General features: G+C 63.0%; 20 protein-coding genes. 16 read left to right on the forward strand and 4 right to left on the reverse strand.

Features of this window, described 5'->3' with window-relative positions:
- Positions 1-150: 150 nt before the first annotated feature.
- Both ACYQ6T_RS09530 and leuE read left to right on the forward strand, forming a co-directional pair.
- Positions 151-630, forward strand: a complete 480-nt coding sequence (locus ACYQ6T_RS09530) for an AtaL-like protein (RefSeq protein ID WP_459830340.1) — start codon at positions 151-153, stop codon at positions 628-630.
- A 7-nt stretch (positions 631-637) separates the two neighbouring features.
- The gene (leuE, locus tag ACYQ6T_RS09535; protein WP_459830341.1) at positions 638-1,354 is read left to right on the forward strand and encodes a leucine efflux protein LeuE; all 717 of its coding nucleotides are present in this window, start codon (positions 638-640) and stop codon (positions 1,352-1,354) included.
- A gap of 5 nt (positions 1,355-1,359) precedes the next feature.
- On the opposite strand, the gene gyrB is transcribed toward leuE, so the two are convergent.
- Genes gyrB through dnaA form a run of 4 tightly spaced genes read right to left on the reverse strand, consistent with a single transcriptional unit; the run spans position 1,360 to position 6,969 of the window.
- The gene (gene gyrB / locus ACYQ6T_RS09540; protein ID WP_459830342.1) at positions 1,360-3,846 is read right to left on the reverse strand and encodes a DNA topoisomerase (ATP-hydrolyzing) subunit B; all 2,487 of its coding nucleotides are present in this window, start codon (positions 3,844-3,846) and stop codon (positions 1,360-1,362) included.
- A gap of 2 nt (positions 3,847-3,848) precedes the next feature.
- Positions 3,849-4,217, reverse strand: coding sequence for a YidH family protein (locus ACYQ6T_RS09545; RefSeq protein WP_459830344.1), 369 nt, complete (start codon positions 4,215-4,217; stop codon positions 3,849-3,851).
- A gap of 14 nt (positions 4,218-4,231) precedes the next feature.
- Positions 4,232-5,335 carry a DNA polymerase III subunit beta gene (dnaN, locus tag ACYQ6T_RS09550; RefSeq protein ID WP_459830345.1) on the reverse strand — a complete coding sequence of 368 codons (1,104 nt, stop codon included), beginning with the start codon at positions 5,333-5,335 and terminating at the stop codon, positions 4,232-4,234.
- 14 nt (positions 5,336-5,349) lie between these two features.
- Complete coding sequence (dnaA, locus tag ACYQ6T_RS09555; protein WP_459830346.1) at positions 5,350-6,969, reverse strand: chromosomal replication initiator protein DnaA; 1,620 nt, start codon at positions 6,967-6,969, stop codon at positions 5,350-5,352.
- 127 nt (positions 6,970-7,096) lie between these two features.
- On the opposite strand from dnaA, the gene rpmH reads away from it, so the two are divergent.
- From rpmH to ACYQ6T_RS09625, 14 genes are all read left to right on the forward strand, one after another.
- On the forward strand, positions 7,097-7,231 hold the full coding sequence (rpmH, locus tag ACYQ6T_RS09560) for a 50S ribosomal protein L34 (protein ID WP_459830348.1): 135 nt from the start codon (positions 7,097-7,099) through the stop codon (positions 7,229-7,231).
- On the forward strand, positions 7,228-7,632 hold the full coding sequence (gene rnpA / locus ACYQ6T_RS09565) for a ribonuclease P protein component (RefSeq protein WP_459830349.1): 405 nt from the start codon (positions 7,228-7,230) through the stop codon (positions 7,630-7,632). Before rpmH ends, rnpA begins: the two co-directional genes overlap by 4 nt.
- Before the next feature lie 5 nt (positions 7,633-7,637).
- Positions 7,638-7,847, forward strand: a complete 210-nt coding sequence (gene yidD / locus ACYQ6T_RS09570; protein WP_459830365.1) for a membrane protein insertion efficiency factor YidD — start codon at positions 7,638-7,640, stop codon at positions 7,845-7,847.
- A gap of 18 nt (positions 7,848-7,865) precedes the next feature.
- Positions 7,866-9,509 (forward strand): membrane protein insertase YidC, encoded by a 1,644-nt coding sequence (yidC, locus tag ACYQ6T_RS09575; RefSeq protein WP_459830367.1) that lies wholly within the window; start codon positions 7,866-7,868, stop codon positions 9,507-9,509.
- Positions 9,510-9,521: 12 nt separating this feature from the next.
- Positions 9,522-10,850, forward strand: a complete 1,329-nt coding sequence (mnmE, locus tag ACYQ6T_RS09580; protein ID WP_459830351.1) for a tRNA uridine-5-carboxymethylaminomethyl(34) synthesis GTPase MnmE — start codon at positions 9,522-9,524, stop codon at positions 10,848-10,850.
- A 7-nt stretch (positions 10,851-10,857) separates the two neighbouring features.
- Positions 10,858-11,634: a sulfite exporter TauE/SafE family protein gene (locus tag ACYQ6T_RS09585; RefSeq protein ID WP_459830352.1), complete on the forward strand. Its 777-nt coding sequence runs from the start codon at positions 10,858-10,860 to the stop codon at positions 11,632-11,634.
- A gap of 33 nt (positions 11,635-11,667) precedes the next feature.
- Positions 11,668-12,066, forward strand: a complete 399-nt coding sequence (gene speD, locus ACYQ6T_RS09590) for an adenosylmethionine decarboxylase (RefSeq protein ID WP_459830354.1) — start codon at positions 11,668-11,670, stop codon at positions 12,064-12,066.
- Positions 12,067-12,068: 2 nt separating this feature from the next.
- On the forward strand, positions 12,069-12,926 hold the full coding sequence (speE, locus tag ACYQ6T_RS09595; protein WP_459830356.1) for a polyamine aminopropyltransferase: 858 nt from the start codon (positions 12,069-12,071) through the stop codon (positions 12,924-12,926).
- A gap of 11 nt (positions 12,927-12,937) precedes the next feature.
- Positions 12,938-14,254, forward strand: coding sequence for a 16S rRNA (cytosine(967)-C(5))-methyltransferase RsmB (gene rsmB, locus ACYQ6T_RS09600; RefSeq protein ID WP_459830357.1), 1,317 nt, complete (start codon positions 12,938-12,940; stop codon positions 14,252-14,254).
- 112 nt (positions 14,255-14,366) lie between these two features.
- On the forward strand, positions 14,367-14,852 hold the full coding sequence (locus ACYQ6T_RS09605) for a DUF4390 domain-containing protein (protein WP_459830359.1): 486 nt from the start codon (positions 14,367-14,369) through the stop codon (positions 14,850-14,852).
- Entirely contained in the window at positions 14,834-16,957 is a 2,124-nt protein-coding gene (locus ACYQ6T_RS09610) for a sensor histidine kinase (protein ID WP_459830360.1), read from the forward strand. Before ACYQ6T_RS09605 ends, ACYQ6T_RS09610 begins: the two co-directional genes overlap by 19 nt.
- Positions 16,950-18,176: a sigma-54-dependent Fis family transcriptional regulator gene (locus tag ACYQ6T_RS09615; RefSeq protein ID WP_459830361.1), complete on the forward strand. Its 1,227-nt coding sequence runs from the start codon at positions 16,950-16,952 to the stop codon at positions 18,174-18,176. The genes ACYQ6T_RS09610 and ACYQ6T_RS09615 overlap by 8 nt, the downstream gene beginning before the upstream one ends.
- On the forward strand, positions 18,173-19,588 hold the full coding sequence (gene trkA / locus ACYQ6T_RS09620) for a Trk system potassium transporter TrkA (protein WP_459830362.1): 1,416 nt from the start codon (positions 18,173-18,175) through the stop codon (positions 19,586-19,588). The genes ACYQ6T_RS09615 and trkA overlap by 4 nt, the downstream gene beginning before the upstream one ends.
- Positions 19,589-19,603: 15 nt before the next feature.
- The coding region (locus tag ACYQ6T_RS09625; protein ID WP_459830364.1) for a potassium transporter TrkG at positions 19,604-20,159 on the forward strand (556 nt) is incomplete at its 3' end.

A 20,159-nucleotide genomic window follows, 5' to 3' on the forward strand; every position in this document is an offset into this window, starting at 1 on the left:
TTGTCCACAGTTTCACCACTCCTAATGTTATTTACTCTTTTTTTGATTAAAAAATTCCAGAAAAGCAACTTCTTACTGCTCAGGGGATTGGCCGCCCGGGGGTAGCGTTGCCCGCTTTTTTCCGCTACAGTATCGCCATCTGGAGGGAAGATGCTGGCGCGGATTGACTATACCCTTCCCCTCCGCTTGGTTCAGCCGGTGACGCGTGACTGCGTCTGGGCGCTCTTGTGGGAGCGGGTTGCAGCGCCGGAGCGGTGGCTCGAAGGGGTAAATGACTGCGAGCAGGTCACCTTAGACTTTGAGACGAAACGGCTGACGCGGCGGGTCTGGTGGGGCAGCGAGCCGTTTGACGAGACAGTCACGTGGGAGGAGCTCCGGTGGCTGCGTTTTGTCACCCACCCGAAAACAGGTTTTCCGGGAAGTACCTTGACGCTCACGTTGCTGAGTGGGTCCGAAGCCGGGGATGAAGAGAACGGGTGGCTCCTTTCGTTTTCCTACCGCCGCTTTGTCCAGGACGATGAGCGAATCCTGCCCGACGGCACAGATCTTGCCGAATGGCTCACGGCTGCTTACCGCGCGGCCGACGAGGAGTATGTGGCCAAACTGGTTCAGGCGTTGCAGAAGGGGTGAGGCAGAAGTGGATTTTTGGCGCGATTTGGGTATCGTCGATTTTGGCGCGTTTGTGGTCGGGACGATCTTGGTGGTTCTGCTGCCGGGACCGAACTCGCTCTACGCTTTTGTGACCGCGTCGCGTGACGGCGTTGCCGCAGGCTTTCGTGCCGCACTCGGAATTCTCACGGGGGATACGATCCTGATGGCTGCTGCCGTCTTTGGCGCCGCGTCGCTCCTTCACTACCTCCCGACGCTCTTTGCCGGGTTGCAGCTCATGGGCGCAGCCTACCTCGCATGGTTGGGAGTGCGGCTCGTTGCCGAGGGGCGAAACCTCTGGCGGCGAAACGGGAAAGTCGCGCAAGAGGCGGAGGCAGTTGCTCTCGCCCACGCCGATTCGGATGGGCAGCCAGAGCCGCGGCGGGTGGCGATCTACCCTTATCGCCGCGCGCTGGTGATTAGCCTCCTCAACCCCAAGGCGATCCTCTTCTTCTTCTCGTTCTTCGTCCTCTTTGTTGCTCCCGATGCGCCCCATCCCTATCTAGCGTTTGCCTTTTTGGGCGTAACGCTGCAGTTGATCAGCGCCACCTACCTCACGGCGTTGATTCTCACGGGGAGCCGACTCCACCGGTCGTTGGCTGGCCGCCCCCGTATGCTGGCGGCAGGGCTCACCCTCACTGGAAGCGCTTTTTTGGGGTTTGGCGCGAAATTGATGCGCGACGCGCTGGCGCGCGTCGCTTCGTGAGCCGCTCAGACGTCGAGGTTGCGAACGTAGAGCGCGTTCGTCTCGATGAACGCCCGGCGGGGCTCGACCGCGTCGCCCATGAGCGTCGTGAAGATCTCGTCGGCGGCGATGGCATCCTCGATCTGAACCTTCAAGAGGCGGCGCGTCGCCGGGTCCATCGTCGTCTCCCAGAGCTGCTCAGGGTTCATCTCGCCCAACCCTTTGTAGCGCTGTTTGACGATCTGCCGTTCCACTTCGTTCATGAGCCACGTGACCGCCTGGGCGAAGTGGCCCACCGCTTGCCGCTTCTCGCCCCGGCGCACCTCGCCGTCTTCCTGGACGAGCGTCGCGGTGGCTGCGGCGACCCCTTTGAGGGTCAGCCAATCCTCAGAGGCGAGGAATTCGGCATCGAGCCGGCTCCGTTTCACGAGGCCATGTTCGGTGCGCTCCACGTGCAACACCCAGCTGTCACTGATCTCGTCAAACGCCGCGGTCACCCGGAGGTGCGCTCCCAGGAGCTCTTGCAGCTTCTGGGCGCTCGCGATCGCCGCTTCCTGCCCTTCGAGGTCGAGGTCGACGTTGTGGAGCAGCAGCGTCTGCAGGAGCGTCGGGTCGATTGAGGCACTATGGCGTTCGATGATCCGCTGCGCCCGCTGCCACTGGCGCAAGAGCCCCAAGAGCGCCTCGTCGCGGATCGGCGGGGTGTCGGGGGCAGGAACGATCTCCGCTCCTTGCGCGGCAAGTTCGACGAGGAACTGTTGCAGCTCGGCGTCGTCTTTGAGGTAGCGCTCGGTTTTGCCGAGTTTCACCTTGTAGAGCGGCGGCTGCGCGATGAAGACGTGGCCCCGTTCGATGAGCTCCGGCATCTGGCGGTAGAAGAAGGTCAACAGGAGGGTGCGGATGTGGGCGCCGTCGACGTCGGCGTCAGTCATGAGGATCACGCGGTGGTAGCGCAGCTTCTCGGGTTTGTACTCCTCTTTGCCGATGCCGGTGCCGAGCGCCGTGATCAACGTGGCGATCTCCTGGCTCTGGAGGAGCTTGTCGAAGCGCGCCTTCTCGACGTTGAGGATTTTACCCTTGAGCGGCAGAATCGCCTGAAAGCGGCGGTCGCGCCCCTGTTTCGCCGAGCCGCCGGCGGAGTCCCCTTCGACGATGAAGAGTTCGCTCTTCGCCGGGTCTTTCTCCTGGCAGTCGGCAAGTTTCCCGGGAAGCCCCACGCCGTCGAGGACCCCTTTGCGCCGGGTGATCTCCCGCGCTTTCCGCGCCGCTTCGCGCGCCCGCGCCGCTTCAACGATCTTGCTGACGATCGCTTTCGCTTCGTTGGGGTACTCCAGCAGAAAAGTCTCGAGGTGCTTCGCGACCACCTCTTCGACCGCGGTACGGGCCTCTGAGCTCACCAGCTTCATTTTGGTCTGGCTTGCGAATTTCGGGTCGGGCATCTTGACTGAGAGGACCGCGGTGAGCCCTTCGCGCATGTCGTCGCCGGTAATTTCGACTTTGGCCTTCTTCGCGATCTCGTTCGCTTCGAGGTACTTGTTGATCACCCGCGTCATCGCGCTCCGCAACCCGGTGAGGTGGGTGCCGCCGTCGGGCTGGGGGATGTTGTTGGTGTAGCAGAGGACTTGCTCGGCGTAGCTGTCGTTCCACTGCATTGCCACTTCCACTGCAATCTCGGCGACGTGGCCGACGTCTTGGGCGACGGTGACCGTACCCGAAGCGTGAAAGATGGTCGGGTGGAGCGGGCTCTTGGTGCGGTTGAGGTACTGAACAAAGCCTTTCACCCCACCGGAGAAGGCGAAGTCGTCACTCTTGCCGGTACGCTGGTCAATCAGGCGAATTTTGACGCCGTTGTTGAGAAAGGAGAGCTCGCGCAGCCGCTTCGCGATCTGGTCGTAGTGGTATTCGATCGTGCCGAAGATCTCCTCGTCGGCGAGCCAATGGACTTCGGTCCCCCGTTTCTGGGTCGGTCCCAACACCTTCATGCGGCGCACCCGTACCGGCTCCCCCCCCTCGGGCGGGATTTCGAGCGCCTCGTCGTAGAGGGTGGGGACGCCGCGGGAAAATTCGATCGTCTGTTTGAGGCCATCGCGCCAGACGGTGAGCTTGAGCCATTTGGAGAGGGCGTTGACGCACGATACCCCGACGCCGTGCAGCCCTCCGGAGACTTTGTAGCTGTTTTGGTTGAATTTGCCGCCGGCGTGAAGGACGCACATCACGATTTCGGCAGCGCTCCGCTTTGGGTCGTTCTTGTCGTCCCATTTGATCCCGGTGGGGATGCCGCGCCCGTTGTCGAGGACCGAGACCGAGTTGTCGGCATGGAGCGTCACGACGATCTCGTCGCAGAAGCCCGCGAGCGCCTCGTCGACGGCGTTATCGACCACCTCGAAGATCATGTGGTGCAGCCCTGTGCCGTCCGAGGTGTCACCGATGTACATCCCCGGGCGTTTGCGGACCGCTTCGAGTCCTTCGAGTTGTTGGATCGCGCTTTCGTCGTAGGTTTGGGTCATTTCCATACTCAGGAGAGAAAAATAAGATAGAGAAGAAGAATTAGGCCAAGGAGAAGAATGACACTGTGGATGATCACAATGGTATTGGGGTTGTAGCGCTCAGGAATCTCGATCGGTTTGAGGGTAGCCAACACGCGCCGGTATTGGCGAATGGCTTGTGCCAGAGCGATGAGGGCGAGGGTAATGAATGCGATGCCGACGAATAAAGAGAGGTAGCGATCGTGCGCCGTCGAACGGCCGGGATGGATCATCTCCAGAAAGAGACCAAAGCGTTCAATCGCAAAGCCAAATGCCATCATCGTGATCGACGTGCGGTTCCACGCCATCAACGTCCGTTCGGCGGCGAAGAAGACACGGGGATCGTTGAGGTCAGACATGGTTCCCCCCGTCTTTACAGCCGCATCGGCATCACCACGTAGTGGAAGTGGGGGTCTTCCGGTGTGGTGATGAGTGCTGCGGCCATGCTGTCTTTGAGCTGCATGTGGATCACGTCGTTGGCGAGCGCCGTGAGGACGTCGATCAGGTAGCTGACGTTGAAGCCAACCTCGAGCGGCGCCCCTTCGTAGTGGATCTCGATCTCCTCGACCGCCTCTTCGCGTTCGACGTTGTGTCCTGAGATGCGCACGAGGCCCGTTTCGAACGCGAGTTTGATCGGGCGGAGTTTATCTTCGGCGAGTACCGCCACCCGCTGCAGTGCCCGCAGGAGCTCGACCCGGTCGAAGACGATCCGTACCGGGTGGTGTTCGGGGATCACCCGCCGGTAATCGGGGAATTTACCGTCGATGATCTTGCTGGTGAATTGCAACGTCCCGGTGGTGAAGACGATCTGCCGTTCGGCAATCCGCAACCGCACCGGTTGGTCACTGTCGGAGAGGAGCCGCTGGAGTTCCACCACCGTTTTGCGCGGCAGGATCGCTTCCCGTTCGAAGGCAGAATCGGGCATCGCCTCCTCGATGTGGGCAAGCCGGTGGCCGTCGGTGGCGACAACATGGAGCGCTTGGTCGTGGAGGTGAAAGAGGAGTCCGTTCAAGTAGTAGCGGACATCCTGTTGCGCCATCGCAAACGCCGTGAGCGCCAAGAGACGCCGCACCACCCGTTGCGGCAGTTCGAGCTCGTCGCCTGCGCTCGGCGGCTCAAGCAGCGGAAAATCGCTTGCGGGAAGGGTGTGGAGCGTGAAGCGCGAACGGCCACTCGCGATTTTCAGGGCGTTGCCTTCAGCAACGAGCTGCACCTCCACCCCTTCTGGGAGGCTCTTCAGAATATCGAGGAGCTTTTTCGCCGGAACCGCGCACGCCCCATCCTCGCCGGCGAGCTCGCCGAGCGGTTGGTGGGCAACGATCTGAGCCTCCAGGTCGGTCGCGATCACCGAAAGGTGGTCGCTCTTCCGTTCGAGGAGAAAACAGCCGAGGATCGGTTTGGTCTGTCGCCTTTCAACCATCCCTGCGGCGGCGGCAAGAGGGGCCAAGAGGGTATCGCGAGGGGCACGAATCAGCATGATCGCTCCTTATCCTAGCCACGCAACACTTGTAAGAGGACGTGGACGTCGTGGTTGAGTTGACTGTCTTGAGTGCGCAATTCGGTGATGGTGCGGTAGGCGTGGATCACTGTGGTGTGGTCTCGGCCACCGAAGGCGTCACCGATCGCGGGTAGAGACAACGGCGTGAGCTCTTTAGCGAGATACATCGCCACCTGGCGGGGTCGGGCGACGGCGCGGGTCCGTTTTTTCGAGTGCATGTCGGCGACCTTGATTTTGTAGTAGTCAGCAACCGTCTTTTGGATCTGCTCGACGGTGAGCTGCCGGTTGAAGGCGTTCAAGAGGTCTTTGAGCGCCTCTTTCGCGAGTTCCAGAGTGATCGGCCGCGAGAGGAAATTGGCGTAGGCGACCACTTTGTTGAGCGCCCCTTCGAGCTCCCGCACGTTCGATTTGAGGTGCTTGGCAATCAGAAACGCGACGTCGTCGGCGAGGTCGATCGCCATCAGCTCGGCTTTCTTTTTGAGGATCGCGACCCGCATCTCGAGCTCGGGCGGTTCGATCTGGACCGTCAGCCCCCAGTCGAAGCGGGAGATCAGCCGATCCTCGAGCCCCTGGATGTCTTTCGGGTAGGTATCGCAGGTGATCACGATCTGCTTGCGCGCTTCGGTGAGCGCGTTGAAGGCGTGGAAGAACTCCTCCTGGGTGCGCGTCTTGTTCTGGAAAAACTGGATGTCGTCGATCAAGAGGACGTCGAGCGAGCGGTAGAAGCGCTTGAAGGCGTCAAAGCTCTTTTGCTGATAGGCACGGACGACGTCGGCGTAGTAATCCTCGGCGTGAACGTAGCGGATCACCGCGCGCGGGTTGTTATGGAAGATGGCGTTGCCGATCGCGTGGATGAGGTGGGTCTTTCCCAAGCCCACGCCGCCGTAGATGAAGAGGGGGTTGTAGGAGTTGCCGGGGTGGTGCGCAACCTGCATCGCCGCAGCGCGGGCGAGGTCGTTCGCCCGCCCGGTGACAAGGGTGTCGAAGGTGGCGTTGGGGTTCAAACGGGTCCGTTCGTAGAGCGCCTCGAGCGTTGGGGCGTTCGTCGGATCGTCAGTAGCCACGGGGGGTTTTTTGCGGGCGCGCAGCCGCGCCGTCGGGGGTGGGGCGGAGAAGGGGTCGCTTTCGGGCTCACGCGGCGCGCTTTGGGGCGACGGTGGGTGGGGTTTCTCTTCGGCTGGTTCGGCCGTGGGATGGACTGCTGGAAAAGATTCCGCAACGGCGTGAGGCTCAAGAGCTTCGCCATTCGCGTGCATTTGCAGGGCGTCGCTGCCGTTTGCGGCCTTGAGCTGAGCGGGGTCGCTGTTGCGTTCAGGCGGAGCGGGACGAGACGCGGCGCCATTTTCCCCAGGGTGGCCCAAAGTGAGCTCGGCGCGGGTGATCCCCAGCGCCGATAGCTCATCGGCGATGATGCCCCAGTAGCGCTCGCGCACCCATTGCAAGATGAAGCGGTTGGGGGCGAAAATCTGGAGCACCCCTTGATCGGCATCGTTCGCCACCCCCACGAGTGGCCGGATCCACGTCTTGTACTGTTGCAGGGGGATTTTCCCCTGCAACCGCTCGCAGCAGCGTTGCCAGATGGCGTCGGTCACCGATGTTGGGCTCGTCTTCATCGCGCCAATTGTAGCGTGAAAGGGGGGAAGGTGAGAAGTTATCCACAAGGGGGGTGACTACAAATGGCTGTGCACATTCCCATTTGCTGTATAATTCTCTATTTTGAACCGATTTTGGGGAAGAGTGATGAAGCGGACCTACCAGCCTTCGAAAATTCGCCGTAAGCGCACCCACGGCTTCTTGGTGCGTATGCGTACCCGTGGCGGTCGCTCGGTGATTCGCGCCCGGCGCGCCAAAGGGCGTAAGCGCCTCGCCGTATGAGTACCGCCGGCGCGCGTTTTCCGCGTGCCGCGCGCCTCACGAAACCGTCCCACTTTGCCACGGTCTTCGACTCCCGGCAAAGGCTCTGTGGACGGTTTTTTTGTCTCCATTGGCGGGAAAATGGTCTGGGCTATGCCCGGCTCGGGTTGGTGGTGGCGAAGCGCGTCGCGCGCCGCGCGGTCGAGCGCAACTGGCTCAAACGCCAGATCCGCGAACAGTTCCGCCTCTGGCCGGGGCGTCGCTTTGGCGTCGATCTGGTGGTGCGGGTCACCCAACCGACAGCTGAATGGTCTCGGGCGGTTTTGCGGGGCGACCTCGCGCAACTCTTTACGCGGCTGGAACGGCGCCTTGCCGCGGATGTGAAGCCTGATACTGGTGTGCCCGTTGGGGAGCTGGAGTGAACGTCATCGCCCGCGTGGTGATCGTGCTGGTTCGCGGCTACCAGCTCCTCATTAGCCCCTGGTTGGGGCAAAATTGCCGTTTTACTCCGACCTGTTCGGAGTATCTCATTGAGGCGGTTCGTCGCCACGGCGTGGTGCGGGGCCTCTGGTTGGGCGCGAGACGCATCGGACGTTGCCACCCCTGGCATCCGGGGGGGCACGACCCTGTTCCGTAACGAAAGGGAAGCTGGATGATGGAACAACGGCGGTTGATTTTGTTGGTGGTTTTTCTCTTTTCCCTGTTCATGTTGTGGGAAGGTTGGGTGCGGCAAAATGGGCCGACTCCGGAGCGCCCGGTAGCGGCAACGGATCCGGCCCCCTCCCGCTCTCCCAGTACGATCGGGGATGTCCCAGTGGCTGCCGCCAAGGGGGCAGTGGGGGATGAACGTGCCCAGGAGTCCGATGCACTCGCCGCGAAGCGGCTCCATCTGGAGACCGACCGCTACCTTATCGAAATTTCCGAACAGGGTGGAGATATCCTCTTTCTTGCACTCAAAGATCACCGTGACCGCGAGCGCCCCGATCAACCCTTCGTCCTTTTCGACGACGGGCGGTTGAAGCACACCTACCGCGTCCAGTCTGGCGTCGTGGGTCAGGGGATGCCCAACCACCGGAGCCGTTGGCAGCTTCCCGCTGAATCGTTGGTGCTGCCTGAGGGGCGTGATTCACTTGTCGTCACCCTCACCGCGACGACAGAGGATGGCCGAACGGTACGGAAAATCCTCCGCTTTACGCGCGGTTCTTACCTCATCGACGTTCGTCACGAGATCGATGGGGGCGGTTCGCTCACCACTTATTACCATTTCCTGCGCGATGGGCTGCCGGCGGAAGAGCAGTCCCTCTTTGGCGTCCGGACCTTCACTGGCCCCGCGATCTACACCGAAGCGACGAAGTACCGCAAGATCGACTTCCAAGCGATTGCGGACGGCAAAGCCGACTACCCGCGTGAAGCGCAGGACGGGTGGCTGGCGATGATTCAGCACTATTTCGTCGCCGCGTGGTTGCCGCCGCAGGGGGTTGCGCGTGAATACTACTTGCGGCGGCTCGCGAATGGGCTCTACCAGGCGGGTGTGTTGCTCACCGGCGACGGGGCGACCGAGACCCGCCTCTACGCCGGGCCACAAGATCAGAAGGTGCTCGGCAGTGTCGCGCCGGGCTTCGATCTCGTCGTCGATTACGGTTGGCTCACCTTCATCGCGGCACCGCTCTTTTGGCTCTTGTCGCTGCTGCACGCCCTCACCGGGAACTGGGGCTGGGCGATCATTCTGGTGACGGTGCTCATCAAGGCGCTCTTCTATCCCCTTTCGGCGGCGAGTTATCGCTCGATGGCACGGATGCGCCTCGTGATGCCGCGGCTGCAGAAGATCAAGGAGGCATATGGCGACGACAAAGTGCGGCTGCAGCAGGAGATGATGCGCCTCTACCAAGAGGAGCGGATCAATCCGCTTGGGGGGTGTCTCCCGATCCTCGTGCAGATTCCGGTCTTCATCGCGCTCTATTGGGTGCTGCTGGCGAGCGTCGAGATGCGCTACGCCCCCTGGTTGGGGTGGATCACCGACTTGTCGTCGCGCGACCCCTACTTTATTTTGCCACTCTTGATGGGGGCGACGATGATCATCCAGATGCGCCTGAACCCCCAGCCGACCGACCCCCTCCAGGCGAAATTGATGATGGCGATGCCGATCGTCTTTACCTTCATGTTCCTCTGGTTCCCGTCGGGGTTGGTCCTCTACTGGCTCGTCAATAACATCCTGTCGATCGCGCAGCAGTGGTGGATCAACCGGCAGCTCGAGCGCATGGGGTTGGGCCATAAAGCGGTGAAAGCGGCGAACGACTGAGGCCTGTTTCACGTGAAACCGGCGAACGACACGATTGCCGCTGTGGCAACCCCGCCGGGCCGGGGAGCGGTCGCGATCATCCGGCTCTCAGGCCCCGAGGCGCTGGCGATCGCCTGTGCGTTGGCGAAAAAGAGCGCACTGCCGCCCCGACGGCCAGTCCGCGCGTGGCTCTATGACGCTGACGGCGCGGTGTTGGACGACGGGCTCCTCCTCTATTTCCCCGAGCCCAATTCGTTCACGGGTGAAACCGTGGTCGAAATTCACGGCCATGGGGGGCCGGTGGTGGTCGAAGCGGTGCTCGCGCGGGTGCTTGCCCTCGGGGCACGGCTTGCTCGCCCTGGCGAGTTCAGCGAACGGTCTTTTCTCAATGGGAAGATCGACCTCGCGCAAGCGGAGGCGATTGCCGACCTGATCGACGCGACCAACCGCGCTGCGGTGCGCGCCGCGGCGCAGGGGCTGCAGGGGCGCTTCTCCCAGGTGGTCGCGGAGCTCGACCGGCGACTGACCGAATTGCGCGTCTGGGTCGAGGCAGCGATCGATTTCGTCGACGAGGAGATCGATTTTCTTGCCGAAGGGGAGGTTGCCGAACGGATCGCAGCGGCGCGGGCGACGATCACCCATCTCCTCGCGGTCGGGCGGCAGGGGTTGCTGCTCCGCCACGGTGTGAAGGTTGCGGTGGTGGGTGCCCCCAATGTCGGTAAGTCGTCGCTGTTAAACGCCCTCGTTGGCGAAGAGCGGGCGATTGTCACCGACATTCCAGGGACGACGCGCGACGTGATCCGTGAGTCGGTTGTGATCGATGGGCTCACGGTCCATCTCCTCGACACCGCAGGGGTGCGGGAGAGCAGCGACCCGGTGGAGCGGATCGGCATCGAGCGGAGCCGTGCAGCGCTGCAACTTGCCGACATCATCCTCTGGCTTCGCTCACCCGACGTCGACGATCGCGCGCTCGCCAAGGAGCTTGAGGGGCGGCAGAAAGCCGGTCAGGTGCTTCTTGAGGTGTGGAATAAACGGGATCGTTTTGCTGATGATCGCCACGAGGGGCGGATGTGGATCTCGGCGCGCACCGGCGCGGGGTTGGAGCAGCTGCGGGGGGCGATCGTCGCCGCCGCCGGGTTTCGTGGCGTCGACGACGAGGTGTGGCTGGCGCGCGAACGGCACCTGCAGGCGCTTTCCCGCGCCGAGCAACACCTTGCCACAGCGAGCGAACAGCTCGATTCATGGGAGCTCCTCGCCGAGGAGCTCCGTTTGGCCCACGAAGCGCTCGGGGAGATCACCGGCCGGATCGATGCCGACGCGCTGCTAGGGGTGATCTTCTCACAGTTTTGTATTGGCAAGTGAGCGACCGGTGGCCGAGGGGAATGAACTGATCTGGGCCCTGTTGGGGCTTGCGGCGTTTGCCGCAGGGAGCATCGACGCGGCGGTGGGCGGAGGCGGATTGATCCAGGTGCCAGCGCTGCTCCTTGCCTTTCCGGGCTCCCCGCTGGCGAACCTTTTTGGGACCAACAAGATTGCGTCGGTCTTTGGCACCGCGACCGCTGCGTTTCGTTATCTCCGGCGCGTCTCGTTTCCTCGAGGTCTCTTAATCGGCGTCGTTATCGCGGCGGGGTTGGGGTCGGTCGTTGGGGCGAGTGCGGTGGTGCACCTCCCGCAGGAGTGGGTGAAGCCGATCGTCGTCGTGCTGCTCATTGCCGTTGCGGTCTATACCTTTTGGCGGAAAACGCTTGGGTTAGAGGCGCGAAGAACACCCCTCACCGCAAGCGAGCGACGATGGGGCTATTTTTGGTCGGGTACGATCGGTCTCTACGACGGTTTTCTCGGTCCGGGTACCGGCAGCTTCCTGATTTTTGCCTTTTTGCGCTTTCTCCATTTCGATTTTGTCCAAGCGTCGGCGCTGGCGAAAGTGGCGAACGTCGCCACCAACGTCGCTGCGATCGCCACGTTCGCATGGCAGGCGCAACCGATGTGGGTATTGGGGTTGTGGATGGCGGCGTGCAATGTGGCCGGTTCGCTCTTCGGCACCTGGTTTGCCTTTCGCTTCGGCGCGCAGTGGTTGCGCCGCATCTTCCTCGTCGTGGTGACGCTCACCATTGTGCGGCTCATGGGTGAGTGGGTGATAAAATAAAGGATTTCATTTTTTCCGGATGGGGGACTTGCGATGAACGGACTTCATCTGATCGCCGATCTCTATGGTTGCCGCTGCGAGGAGTCGCTCCTCAAAGAGCGGGATCGCCTGCAGTCGCTCTGTGTCGAAGCGTGTCAACAAGCGGGTCTAACGGTCTTGGGTGACTACTTTTATCAATTTCGCTACGACAACGGCGAGCCTGCTGGGGTAACGGGGACGGTGGTTTTGGCCGAATCGCACCTCGCGATTCACACCTGGCCGGAAGATCGCAGTGTCACCCTCGATGTCTATGTCTGCAACTATTCGCGCGATAACTCTGCACTGGCCAAAGCGGTCTATGACCAGCTGATCGAGCTCTTTGCGCCGGTGGAGACTGTAGGGCACCGCGTTGTTCGCGGCCATATCGAGATGCCGCGCAAAGGGGAGGCATAACGATGGCGCTCACCCGTTTTTGGGAAAAGCTCTCTGAGGTCACCGGTTACACCTACGATCTGGAGTTGATCGAGTCGGGGGAAAGCCCATTTCAAAGTTACGAAGTCGGCCACTCCCCGTTGTTTGGCCGTATGTTTCGCCTCGACGGCTGCGCGATGACCTCAGAAGGCGATGAATTCATCTACCATGAGAATCTGGTGCACGTCCCAGCGTTGGCCCACCCCGCGCCACGCCGTGCGCTCATTATCGGCGGCGGTGATGGGGGGTCAGCTGAAGAACTTCTCAAATACCCGACGATCGAAGCGATCGATCTCGTCGAGCTCGACGGGAAGGTGATCGATCTGGCGCGCCGCTACTTTGCGTCAATCCATCGGGGGGCGCTCGACCATCCGAAAGTTCGCTTGCGGATCGAGGATGGCCTGAAGTTTGTCGCCCGCGCCGTGGAAGAGGGGCGTCGTTACGACCTGATCATTCTCGATCTGACCGATCCGGTGGGGCCCGCAGAAGCGCTCTATCAAGAGACATTTTTGGCGCAATGTCGCGCCCTGCTGGGGGAGGAAGGGCTCTTGTCGCTCCATATCGGCGCCCCCGACCATCAACCCGAGCGAGTTAAGGCGCTACTCACCCGGCTACGCACCGTGTTTCGCTTTGTCTATCCCCACTTTCACTATATTCCGCTCTACGGCGCCCAGTGGGGTCTGGCGGCGGCGTCGATCGGGACCGACTGTTCCCGCATGGCGCCAGAGGAGATCGATCGGCGGATCACTGAGCGGGGGGTGGGCGAGCTCCATTACCTCGATGGTGCGGTCTATCGTGCCCGCGCGCTCCTGCCGCGCTATCTCCGCACGTTGCTCGGATAGGAACGTTTCACGTGAAACATGAAGCGCAGGGGGCGCGTCGGCAGCAGGATGAAGACTCGCTCGCTGCTGCGCTCGAGCAGGCGGCGGCGATCGTTGCCGCGGTGATCGCAGGCCAGAGTGCAACCGACGCGTGGGAGGCAGCAAAGCGCCGCGAACTGGAAAGGATCGGGTGGGGGCGTGTGCAAGATTTTGCCTGGAGTACGCTCCGCGACTACGGCTGGGGCGATGCCGTACTCGCGGCGATGAGTCGCCGGGAAGTGGATACGCGCCTTCGTCCGTTGCTTCTCGTTGCGCTTACCGAGTTGCGCAAAGGGCGAGTGCCCGTTCATGCGCTGATCTTTGAGACTGTGGCGCTCGCTAAAGCGAAAAATCCCGCCTGGGGTGGTTTTGTCAATGCCCTCCTTCGCCGATTCGACCGCGAACGCAGCCAATGGGTGCCTGAGGTGTTTCGCGGACGCACCCGCGTCGCGCAAGAGGCGCGGTGGCGCTACCCCCTGTGGTGGATTGAGCGGATCCGCCGCGATTACCCCGCAACGTGGCAAACGGTGCTCGAGAGCGGTAATGGCCTGCCGCCGATGGGGTTGCGTGTCCGCGACCCCAAAAAACGACCGGAGGTGATCGCGATCCTTGCGGAGGCGGAGGTTGCCGCGGAGCCCCACCCGGAGCTTGCCGGGGCGATCTGGCTTCCCAAACCGGTTGCGGCGCATCGACTCCCCCCAGAGGTTCAGAGGGCGTGCGTCATTCAGGATATCGGTGCCCAATGGGCGGCGGAATTTCTGACCGTTCATCCGGGAGAGCGGGTGCTCGACGCCTGCGCCGCCCCCGGCGGTAAAGCGCTCCATCTCCTCGATTCCGCTGCGATCGAACTGACAGTGGTCGAAAAGGAGGAGGGGCGCTTTCGCGCGATGCTCGAGCGGTTCCCTGAGCTCGGAACTCAGGCTCGGGCGATCCACGGCGATGCCGCAACGCCCAACACCTGGTGGGATGGGAGACCCTTCGACGCCATTCTGCTCGACGCCCCCTGCTCCGCGTCAGGGGTAGTGCGCCGCCATCCCGACATCAAATGGTTGCGGCGCGAAAGCGATCTCGCGGCACTGGCGCAAGCGCAGCAGGCGCTGCTGACGGCGCTGTGGCCGCTTCTTCGCCCCGGGGGGCGGTTGCTCTACGTCACCTGTTCGCTCTTTGCCGAGGAGAACGACGATCAGATCGCCGCGTTCCTCGCCACCCACTCGGATGCGGTAGTACACCACGACGCGCGAACGGGGGTGCTGCTGCCAACGCCCCAATCGGACGGGTTCTTCTATGCGCGAATCGACAAAAGAGGTTGACCCCCAGAGGCGAAGAATCATCCGAGGGGCAGCAACTCTGGCTGTCGCTTCTTTAGGGGTGGGCGTATCCGCCCATCGCGCAAGAGGGGGGGAGGGCGCGAGCGAGCTGGTGGTGATTCAGCGCGCAGCGATTCGCGCCGATGACGTGGGGAGCACCTGGGTGCTCGACGCCGATCTCCAGTGGGGGGAGCTCCCACCGCAGTGGGAGGCGCTGGTCGCGAAAGGGGTGGCGCTCCCGTTCGCGATCACCTTTCGCCTCTGGCAACAGCGGTGGTGGTGGCCCGATGAGGCGATTTGGGGCAAACGGTGGCCTTTTCAGTGGCAGTACCGACCAAGCACCCGCCTCTGGTGGTTGGTCCATCAGGGGGAGGTGATTGCACAAGGGGGGTGGCGGGAGGTGGTCGCGCCCCTGGAGCGAATTCGGGGGTGGACACTTCTTGAGAGAACTCGGCTGGTTCCGAGCGCCGGTCTCGTGGCCGAGCTGACCGTCGGTCTAGACGAAGGGGCGTTGGGGCCAGTGCTACGGTTACCGAGCGTCGAGGCGCGCGATGCGCTTCAGTGGCAGGGGAGGCCCTACCGATGGCGACCATGGGGATGAATCGCGTCCGCGCCGTCGTCTGGGTGAGCGCGGCAATCTTCGTCATCCTTCTTGCCGCCTCGGCGAGCCTCGAAACGGTGCTCTACGGGCGGGCGTTTCCCTATCTGCTTGCGCTTGCAGCGGTAGCGGCGTCGGCGCTCCTCACGCTCGCGCTCCAGCAGGGGGTCCATCTCTGGCGCCAGTACCAAAAGGGGCGATTCGGTGCTCGGTTGCGCGTGAAACTCACCGGCACGCTCCTCGCGATGGCCCTTTTGCCGACACTGGTCCTCTACGGTGTGACCCTCTTTTTTGTCGTGCGCGCGATCGACGCCTGGTTCGACGTTCGGGTCGAGCGGGCACTCGAAGCGGCGAATCAGCTCGCCCGCCATGCGATCGATACCCAGATTGCCCGACTCCTCGCGGAGGGGGAGTGGCTGCAAAAAGAGTGGCAGATCACTGGGCGCAGCAACAGCGGAGCGATGCTCGAGCAGTGGCGACAGCGGATGGGGCTCGACGCGTTGGTGGTGTTGAACGGCAAAGGGGGGATTCAGGCCTTTGCCGGTGACGACCCCGAATGGGTGCAGCGGGAAGCGGGGACGGCGGCGGAGTGGCAACTGGCGAAGCTCCAAGGGGTGAGTCACCGGGTGGTCGAGACGCGGGAAAGCGCCTGGGTCCGGGTAGTGGTCTGGGTCCCGAAGACGATCGACGAAGAGGGGGCGTACCTCGTGCTCCTGCGCCGCGTTCCGACCGCAATCCGGAGCGCGATCGACGAGGTGACCGAGGCGCGCGGCGAGTATGCGCAGATCAGCCACGGCCGTGAGGCACTCCAGCGCCTTTATCTGGTGATCCTCACGGTCGCGGTACTCACCGCGTGGATCGCTGCGGCGATGCTCGCGCTGCAGATTTCGCGTCGCTTTGTCGCCCCGCTTCTGGCATTGGAAGAGGGGACGCGGCTCCTCGCGGAAGGGAATTTCAAGCCCGTAGGGGAGCGGGTCGCCACAGATGACGAACTCGGTTGGGTGGTGCAGTCGTTCGACCGGATGGCGGGGCAGCTGATCGCCGCCCAAGCGGAGCAGGCGCGGGCGCACGCCGAAGTGGAAGAGGCGCGAGCCTACCTGGAGACGGTGCTCGCCCACTTGACGACGGCGGTGCTCGTCTTCGACGAGAAGAAGCAACCGGTTCTAGCGAATGGTGCAGCGGTCACGCTCCTCGGTGACGAGCGATCGATGCCACTCCCCGCGTGGACCGCGAAGCGGGGATTAGCCGACCGCTTGAGCGAGGTGATGGCGGTCGCCTCGGGCTCAGCCACCTTCGAGTGGCGCGATGAGGAGAGCGGCAAGACCTATGTCGTCCATGTCGCCCCGATGGTGGCGCAGCGCAAAGGGTGGGTAGTGGTGATCGACGACGTGAGCGACGTGGTGCTCGCGCAGCGCTTGGCGGCGTGGGGGGAGATCGCGCGGCGGCTCGCCCACGAGATCAAAAATCCGCTCACCCCGATTCGGCTCGCTGCCGAGCGGTTGCGCTACAAACTGGCAGAGAAGTTACCGGAGCGCGAACGGCAACTCTTGGAGCGGGCCACGGAAACGATCACCGCCCAGGTCGACGCGATGACCGAGATGGTGAACGCCTTTCGCGACTACGCACGGCTGCCTGGAGGAAAGCGGGAGCGGGTCGATCTCGCAGCACTGGTGCAGTCGCTTCTGGTATTCTACGAGGAGAGTCCGATCGCGCTCGAGTGTCAGATTGAAGGCGAAGGGCCGTGGATCATCGAAGGGGACGCGGGGCAGCTGCGTCAGGTGCTCCACAATCTGCTGCAAAACGCCCAGGATGCGTTGGAGGGGGTTGAGGCGCCGAGGATTGTTCTTCGGCTGCAACGGCAGGGTGAACAGATCATCGTGAGCGTCTGCGACAATGGCGTCGGTTTTCCCGAGGGCTACCAGCATCGGGCCTTTGAACCCTACTACACCACCAAAAAGAAAGGGACTGGTTTGGGGTTGGCCGTGGTGAAGAAGATCGCCGACGATCATCGTGCTACAGTGACACTCGGAGCGAACGAAGAGGGGCGAGGCGCGGTCGTAACGCTCACCTTCACCGCAGCGCGCAGCGAGGAGGCGGATCATGGCTAAGGTGCTGATCGTCGACGACGAGGTCGGCATTCGCGAGTGGTTGAGCGAAATCCTCGAGGATGAGGGGTATCAGGTGGCGGTGGCCGCAAACGGCGACGAGGGGAGGCGGCTGTGGACCGAGTTCGCCCCCGACGCCGTTCTGCTCGACATCTGGATGCCCGACATCGACGGGATCACGCTGCTCAAAGGGTGGAAGAGCCAGATGGGGGAGGCGATGCCTCCGGTGATCATGATCTCGGGACACGCGACGATCGAGACGGCGGTGGAAGCGACCCATCATGGCGCGTTCGGCTTTCTCGAAAAGCCGATCTCGATGCAAAAGCTCCTCGAGGTGCTGAAAAAGGCGATCGAGAACCATCGCGCGCGCGAGAAAGAGGCGGTGCCGTTGCTCTGTAAGCGCCTCCCGACCCCACTCCGGCCTGTGATCGATGCGGCGAACGCCCAGCTGCAGCAGGAACGGGCAGCGCTGCTCCTCTTTGCGGAACCCTTTTTTGAACAGTGGCTGTTGCGCCATCTCGGCGAGCGGTGCCGCACCGCGTGGCTCACTTCGGACGCGAACCTCACGGTGGAGTCCCTCAAGCTCTGGCACGGCCACCTCATCATTGCCGGTTTGGGGGAAAAACCCAACCGGATGATGGCGAAAAACCTCCTCTTCCTCGCACAACATGCGGCAGCCTACCAGATCGATCTGCTCGCAGTCGCCCACGGTGAGGGGGCGCTGCAGAGCTGGTTGCCGCTCGTCGGGGAGAAGCTGGCGAGCGCGTGGCGTCAAAGCGTCAAAGTGCCGAAGCTCACCGAATGCGGGGTCGATTTGGGAACGATCGTCCAAGAGGCGCTCGAAGCGGAGTTGGGGAGTACGATCTCCTGGAGTGACGGGGTCAAACGGACGGTCGAACGGATCGCGCTCGACGGAGAGACGACGCTTGAGGAGTGGGTGCAGGCGCTCCTGCCGCTTGCGACCCACGATGCGCTCATGCCGCAGCAGATCGAGGCAGCGCTCGCGCGGGAAAGGAGCGACCATCTCGGGTCGCTCTTTGCTCTGCCGCTCAAGGAGGCGCGCGAAGCGTTCGAGCGGCTCTACCTTGAGCGGCTCCTCGCCCGTACCGATCTCCCCGTGCAACGCTTGGCGGAGTTGGCGGGGCTCGAGCGGACCCACTTCTACCGCAAGCTCCGCCAGCTCGGGTTGGTGTTGCGCCGCAAAGAGGAGGAAGAGGGATGAACGTGATCATCCTCGGTGCGGGCCAGGTAGGCAGTTCGGTCGCGGAACATCTCGCGAGCGAAGAGAACGACATCACGATGATCGACGTCGACGCCGCGCGGCTGCAGGAGGTCGCGAACCGCGTCGAGCTCAGGACGATCGTCGGCAATGCGGCGTCACCGCGGCTCCTCGAGCAGGCGGGGGCGCGCGACTGCGATCTGCTCATTGCCGTGACCCAATCGGATCAGACCAACCTCTGCGCCTCGCTGATTGCGAAGCGCCTCTTCAACGTGCCGCGCAGCATCGTTCGGGTGCGGGCCGCCGACTTCACCGCGTTCCAGGAGCTGTTGGGTCCTGACGCCTTTGCCGTCGATTTTGCGATCTGCCCCGAACAGATCGTCTGCGAAGCGATCGTTCGCCTAGTGAACCACCCCGGGGTGCTGCAGCTCCTCGATTTCGCCAATGGCGCGGTGCAGCTCGTCGCGGTGCGTGCCGAAAAGGGGGGAAGACTCGTCGGTCACCCGATCAAAACGTTGCGCGACCACCTCCCTGAGGTCGAAGTGCGCGTCGCCGCGATCTACCGCCAGGGGGAGCCGATCATTCCGGAAGGGGGGACCGTGATTCACCCCGGCGACGAGCTCTTTTTCCTCGCCCACGCGAGCCAGCTCGCAACCCTCCTCAAGGAGCTCCGCCCTGAGGAGCGGCGCGGCTCCAAGGTGATGATCGCGGGCGGTGGCAACATCGGGATGCGGCTTGCGAAGATGCTCGAGCGCGACTACGAAGTGAAGCTGATCGAGCGCGACAAGCAGCGGGCGCAGCACCTGGCGGTGGAGCTCACCAGCACGTTGGTGCTCGCGGGCGACGCCACCGACACCTATCTCCTCGACCGGGAGGGGATCGAGGAGATCGACTATTTCCTCGCGGTGACGAACGACGACGAGAACAACATCATGGGGGCGGCGCTCGCGAAGCGTCTCGGGGCGAAGAAGACGCTCGCGATCATCAACCGCTCGGCCTATGTCGATCTGGTACAGGGGGAGACGATCGACATCGCGATTGCACCGGCGCTGGTCACGATCGGCGCGCTTCTGAAGCACGTGCGCCGTGGCGACGTCGCCGCGGTCCATCGCCTGCGGCGCGGTGCGGCCGAGGCGATCGAGATCGTCGCCCATGGCAACGAGCGGACCTCTAAAGTGGTCGGGCGGCGGATCGATCAGATCCGCTGGCCTTCCGGGGTGTCGGTGGCGGCGATTGTGCGCGAAAGGGCGGTGGGCGACGAGGGTTCGAGCGCGCCGCGCCAAGGGAAGCGGATCCTGATGGCGCACCATGACACCGTGATTGAGGAGGGGGATCACGTGATCCTCTTCTGCACGCAAAGGCGGCGGGTGCGCGAGGTGGAGCGGCTCTTCTCGGTCGGGTTTGGGTTTATTTGAGGGGAGCTGCGCACCGTGCGACCGTGGCTGCCGGCGTTTCACGCCTACTCCTACATCTTGATGCTCTTCTCGCTCCTCTTTCTCGTCCCGACCGCTGCCTCCCTCTGGCGCGGTGACGGGAGCCACGCCCTCTACGAGGAGGCGATGGTCGCCTCCCTCATCGCGGGCGCTCTCCTCTGGGTGGTGACCGTGCGCTTTCGCCGCGACCTGCGACCGGCGGACGGTTTTCTGATCGTCGTGCTCGCGTGGGTCGTCTCGCCGCTCTTCGCCGCGATTCCCCTCTACCTCTACCGCCCCGAGATGGGATTCACCCGCGCCTACTTCGAAGCGGTCTCGGGGCTTACCACGACGGGAGCGACCGTCTACTCGGGGCTCGACGACTTCCCCTTTTCGCTCAACCTGTGGCGGGCGTTCCTCCACTGGGTGGGGGGGATGGGGGTGATGGTGCTCGCGGTGGCGATTCTACCGCTCCTCGGGATCGGTGGCCGACAGGTCTTTCAGGCCGAGTCGCCGACGCCGCTCAAGGAGCAGTCGCTCACCCCTCGGGTGGCCGATACCGCAAAAGGGTTGT

This window comes from Hydrogenophilus islandicus (assembly GCF_054657095.1).

What these genes read in the sequence shown, in the direction of transcription:
- ACYQ6T_RS09545 (WP_459830344.1), bottom strand. Translation starts at nt 4,217, where the DNA reads ATGTCTGACCTCAACGATCCCCGTGTCTTCTTCGCCGCCGAACGGACG.
- gyrB (WP_459830342.1), bottom strand. Translation starts at nt 3,846, where the DNA reads ATGGAAATGACCCAAACCTACGACGAAAGCGCGATCCAACAACTCGAA.
- ACYQ6T_RS09530 (WP_459830340.1), top strand. Translation starts at nt 151, where the DNA reads ATGCTGGCGCGGATTGACTATACCCTTCCCCTCCGCTTGGTTCAGCCG.
- speE (WP_459830356.1), top strand. Translation starts at nt 12,069, where the DNA reads ATGGCGCTCACCCGTTTTTGGGAAAAGCTCTCTGAGGTCACCGGTTAC.
- speD (WP_459830354.1), top strand. Translation starts at nt 11,668, where the DNA reads ATGAACGGACTTCATCTGATCGCCGATCTCTATGGTTGCCGCTGCGAG.
- ACYQ6T_RS09610 (WP_459830360.1), top strand. Translation starts at nt 14,834, where the DNA reads ATGGCGACCATGGGGATGAATCGCGTCCGCGCCGTCGTCTGGGTGAGC.
- dnaN (WP_459830345.1), bottom strand. Translation starts at nt 5,335, where the DNA reads ATGCTGATTCGTGCCCCTCGCGATACCCTCTTGGCCCCTCTTGCCGCC.
- ACYQ6T_RS09615 (WP_459830361.1), top strand. Translation starts at nt 16,950, where the DNA reads ATGGCTAAGGTGCTGATCGTCGACGACGAGGTCGGCATTCGCGAGTGG.
- yidC (WP_459830367.1), top strand. Translation starts at nt 7,866, where the DNA reads ATGGAACAACGGCGGTTGATTTTGTTGGTGGTTTTTCTCTTTTCCCTG.
- rpmH (WP_459830348.1), top strand. Translation starts at nt 7,097, where the DNA reads ATGAAGCGGACCTACCAGCCTTCGAAAATTCGCCGTAAGCGCACCCAC.
- rnpA (WP_459830349.1), top strand. Translation starts at nt 7,228, where the DNA reads ATGAGTACCGCCGGCGCGCGTTTTCCGCGTGCCGCGCGCCTCACGAAA.
- trkA (WP_459830362.1), top strand. Translation starts at nt 18,173, where the DNA reads ATGAACGTGATCATCCTCGGTGCGGGCCAGGTAGGCAGTTCGGTCGCG.
- dnaA (WP_459830346.1), bottom strand. Translation starts at nt 6,969, where the DNA reads ATGAAGACGAGCCCAACATCGGTGACCGACGCCATCTGGCAACGCTGC.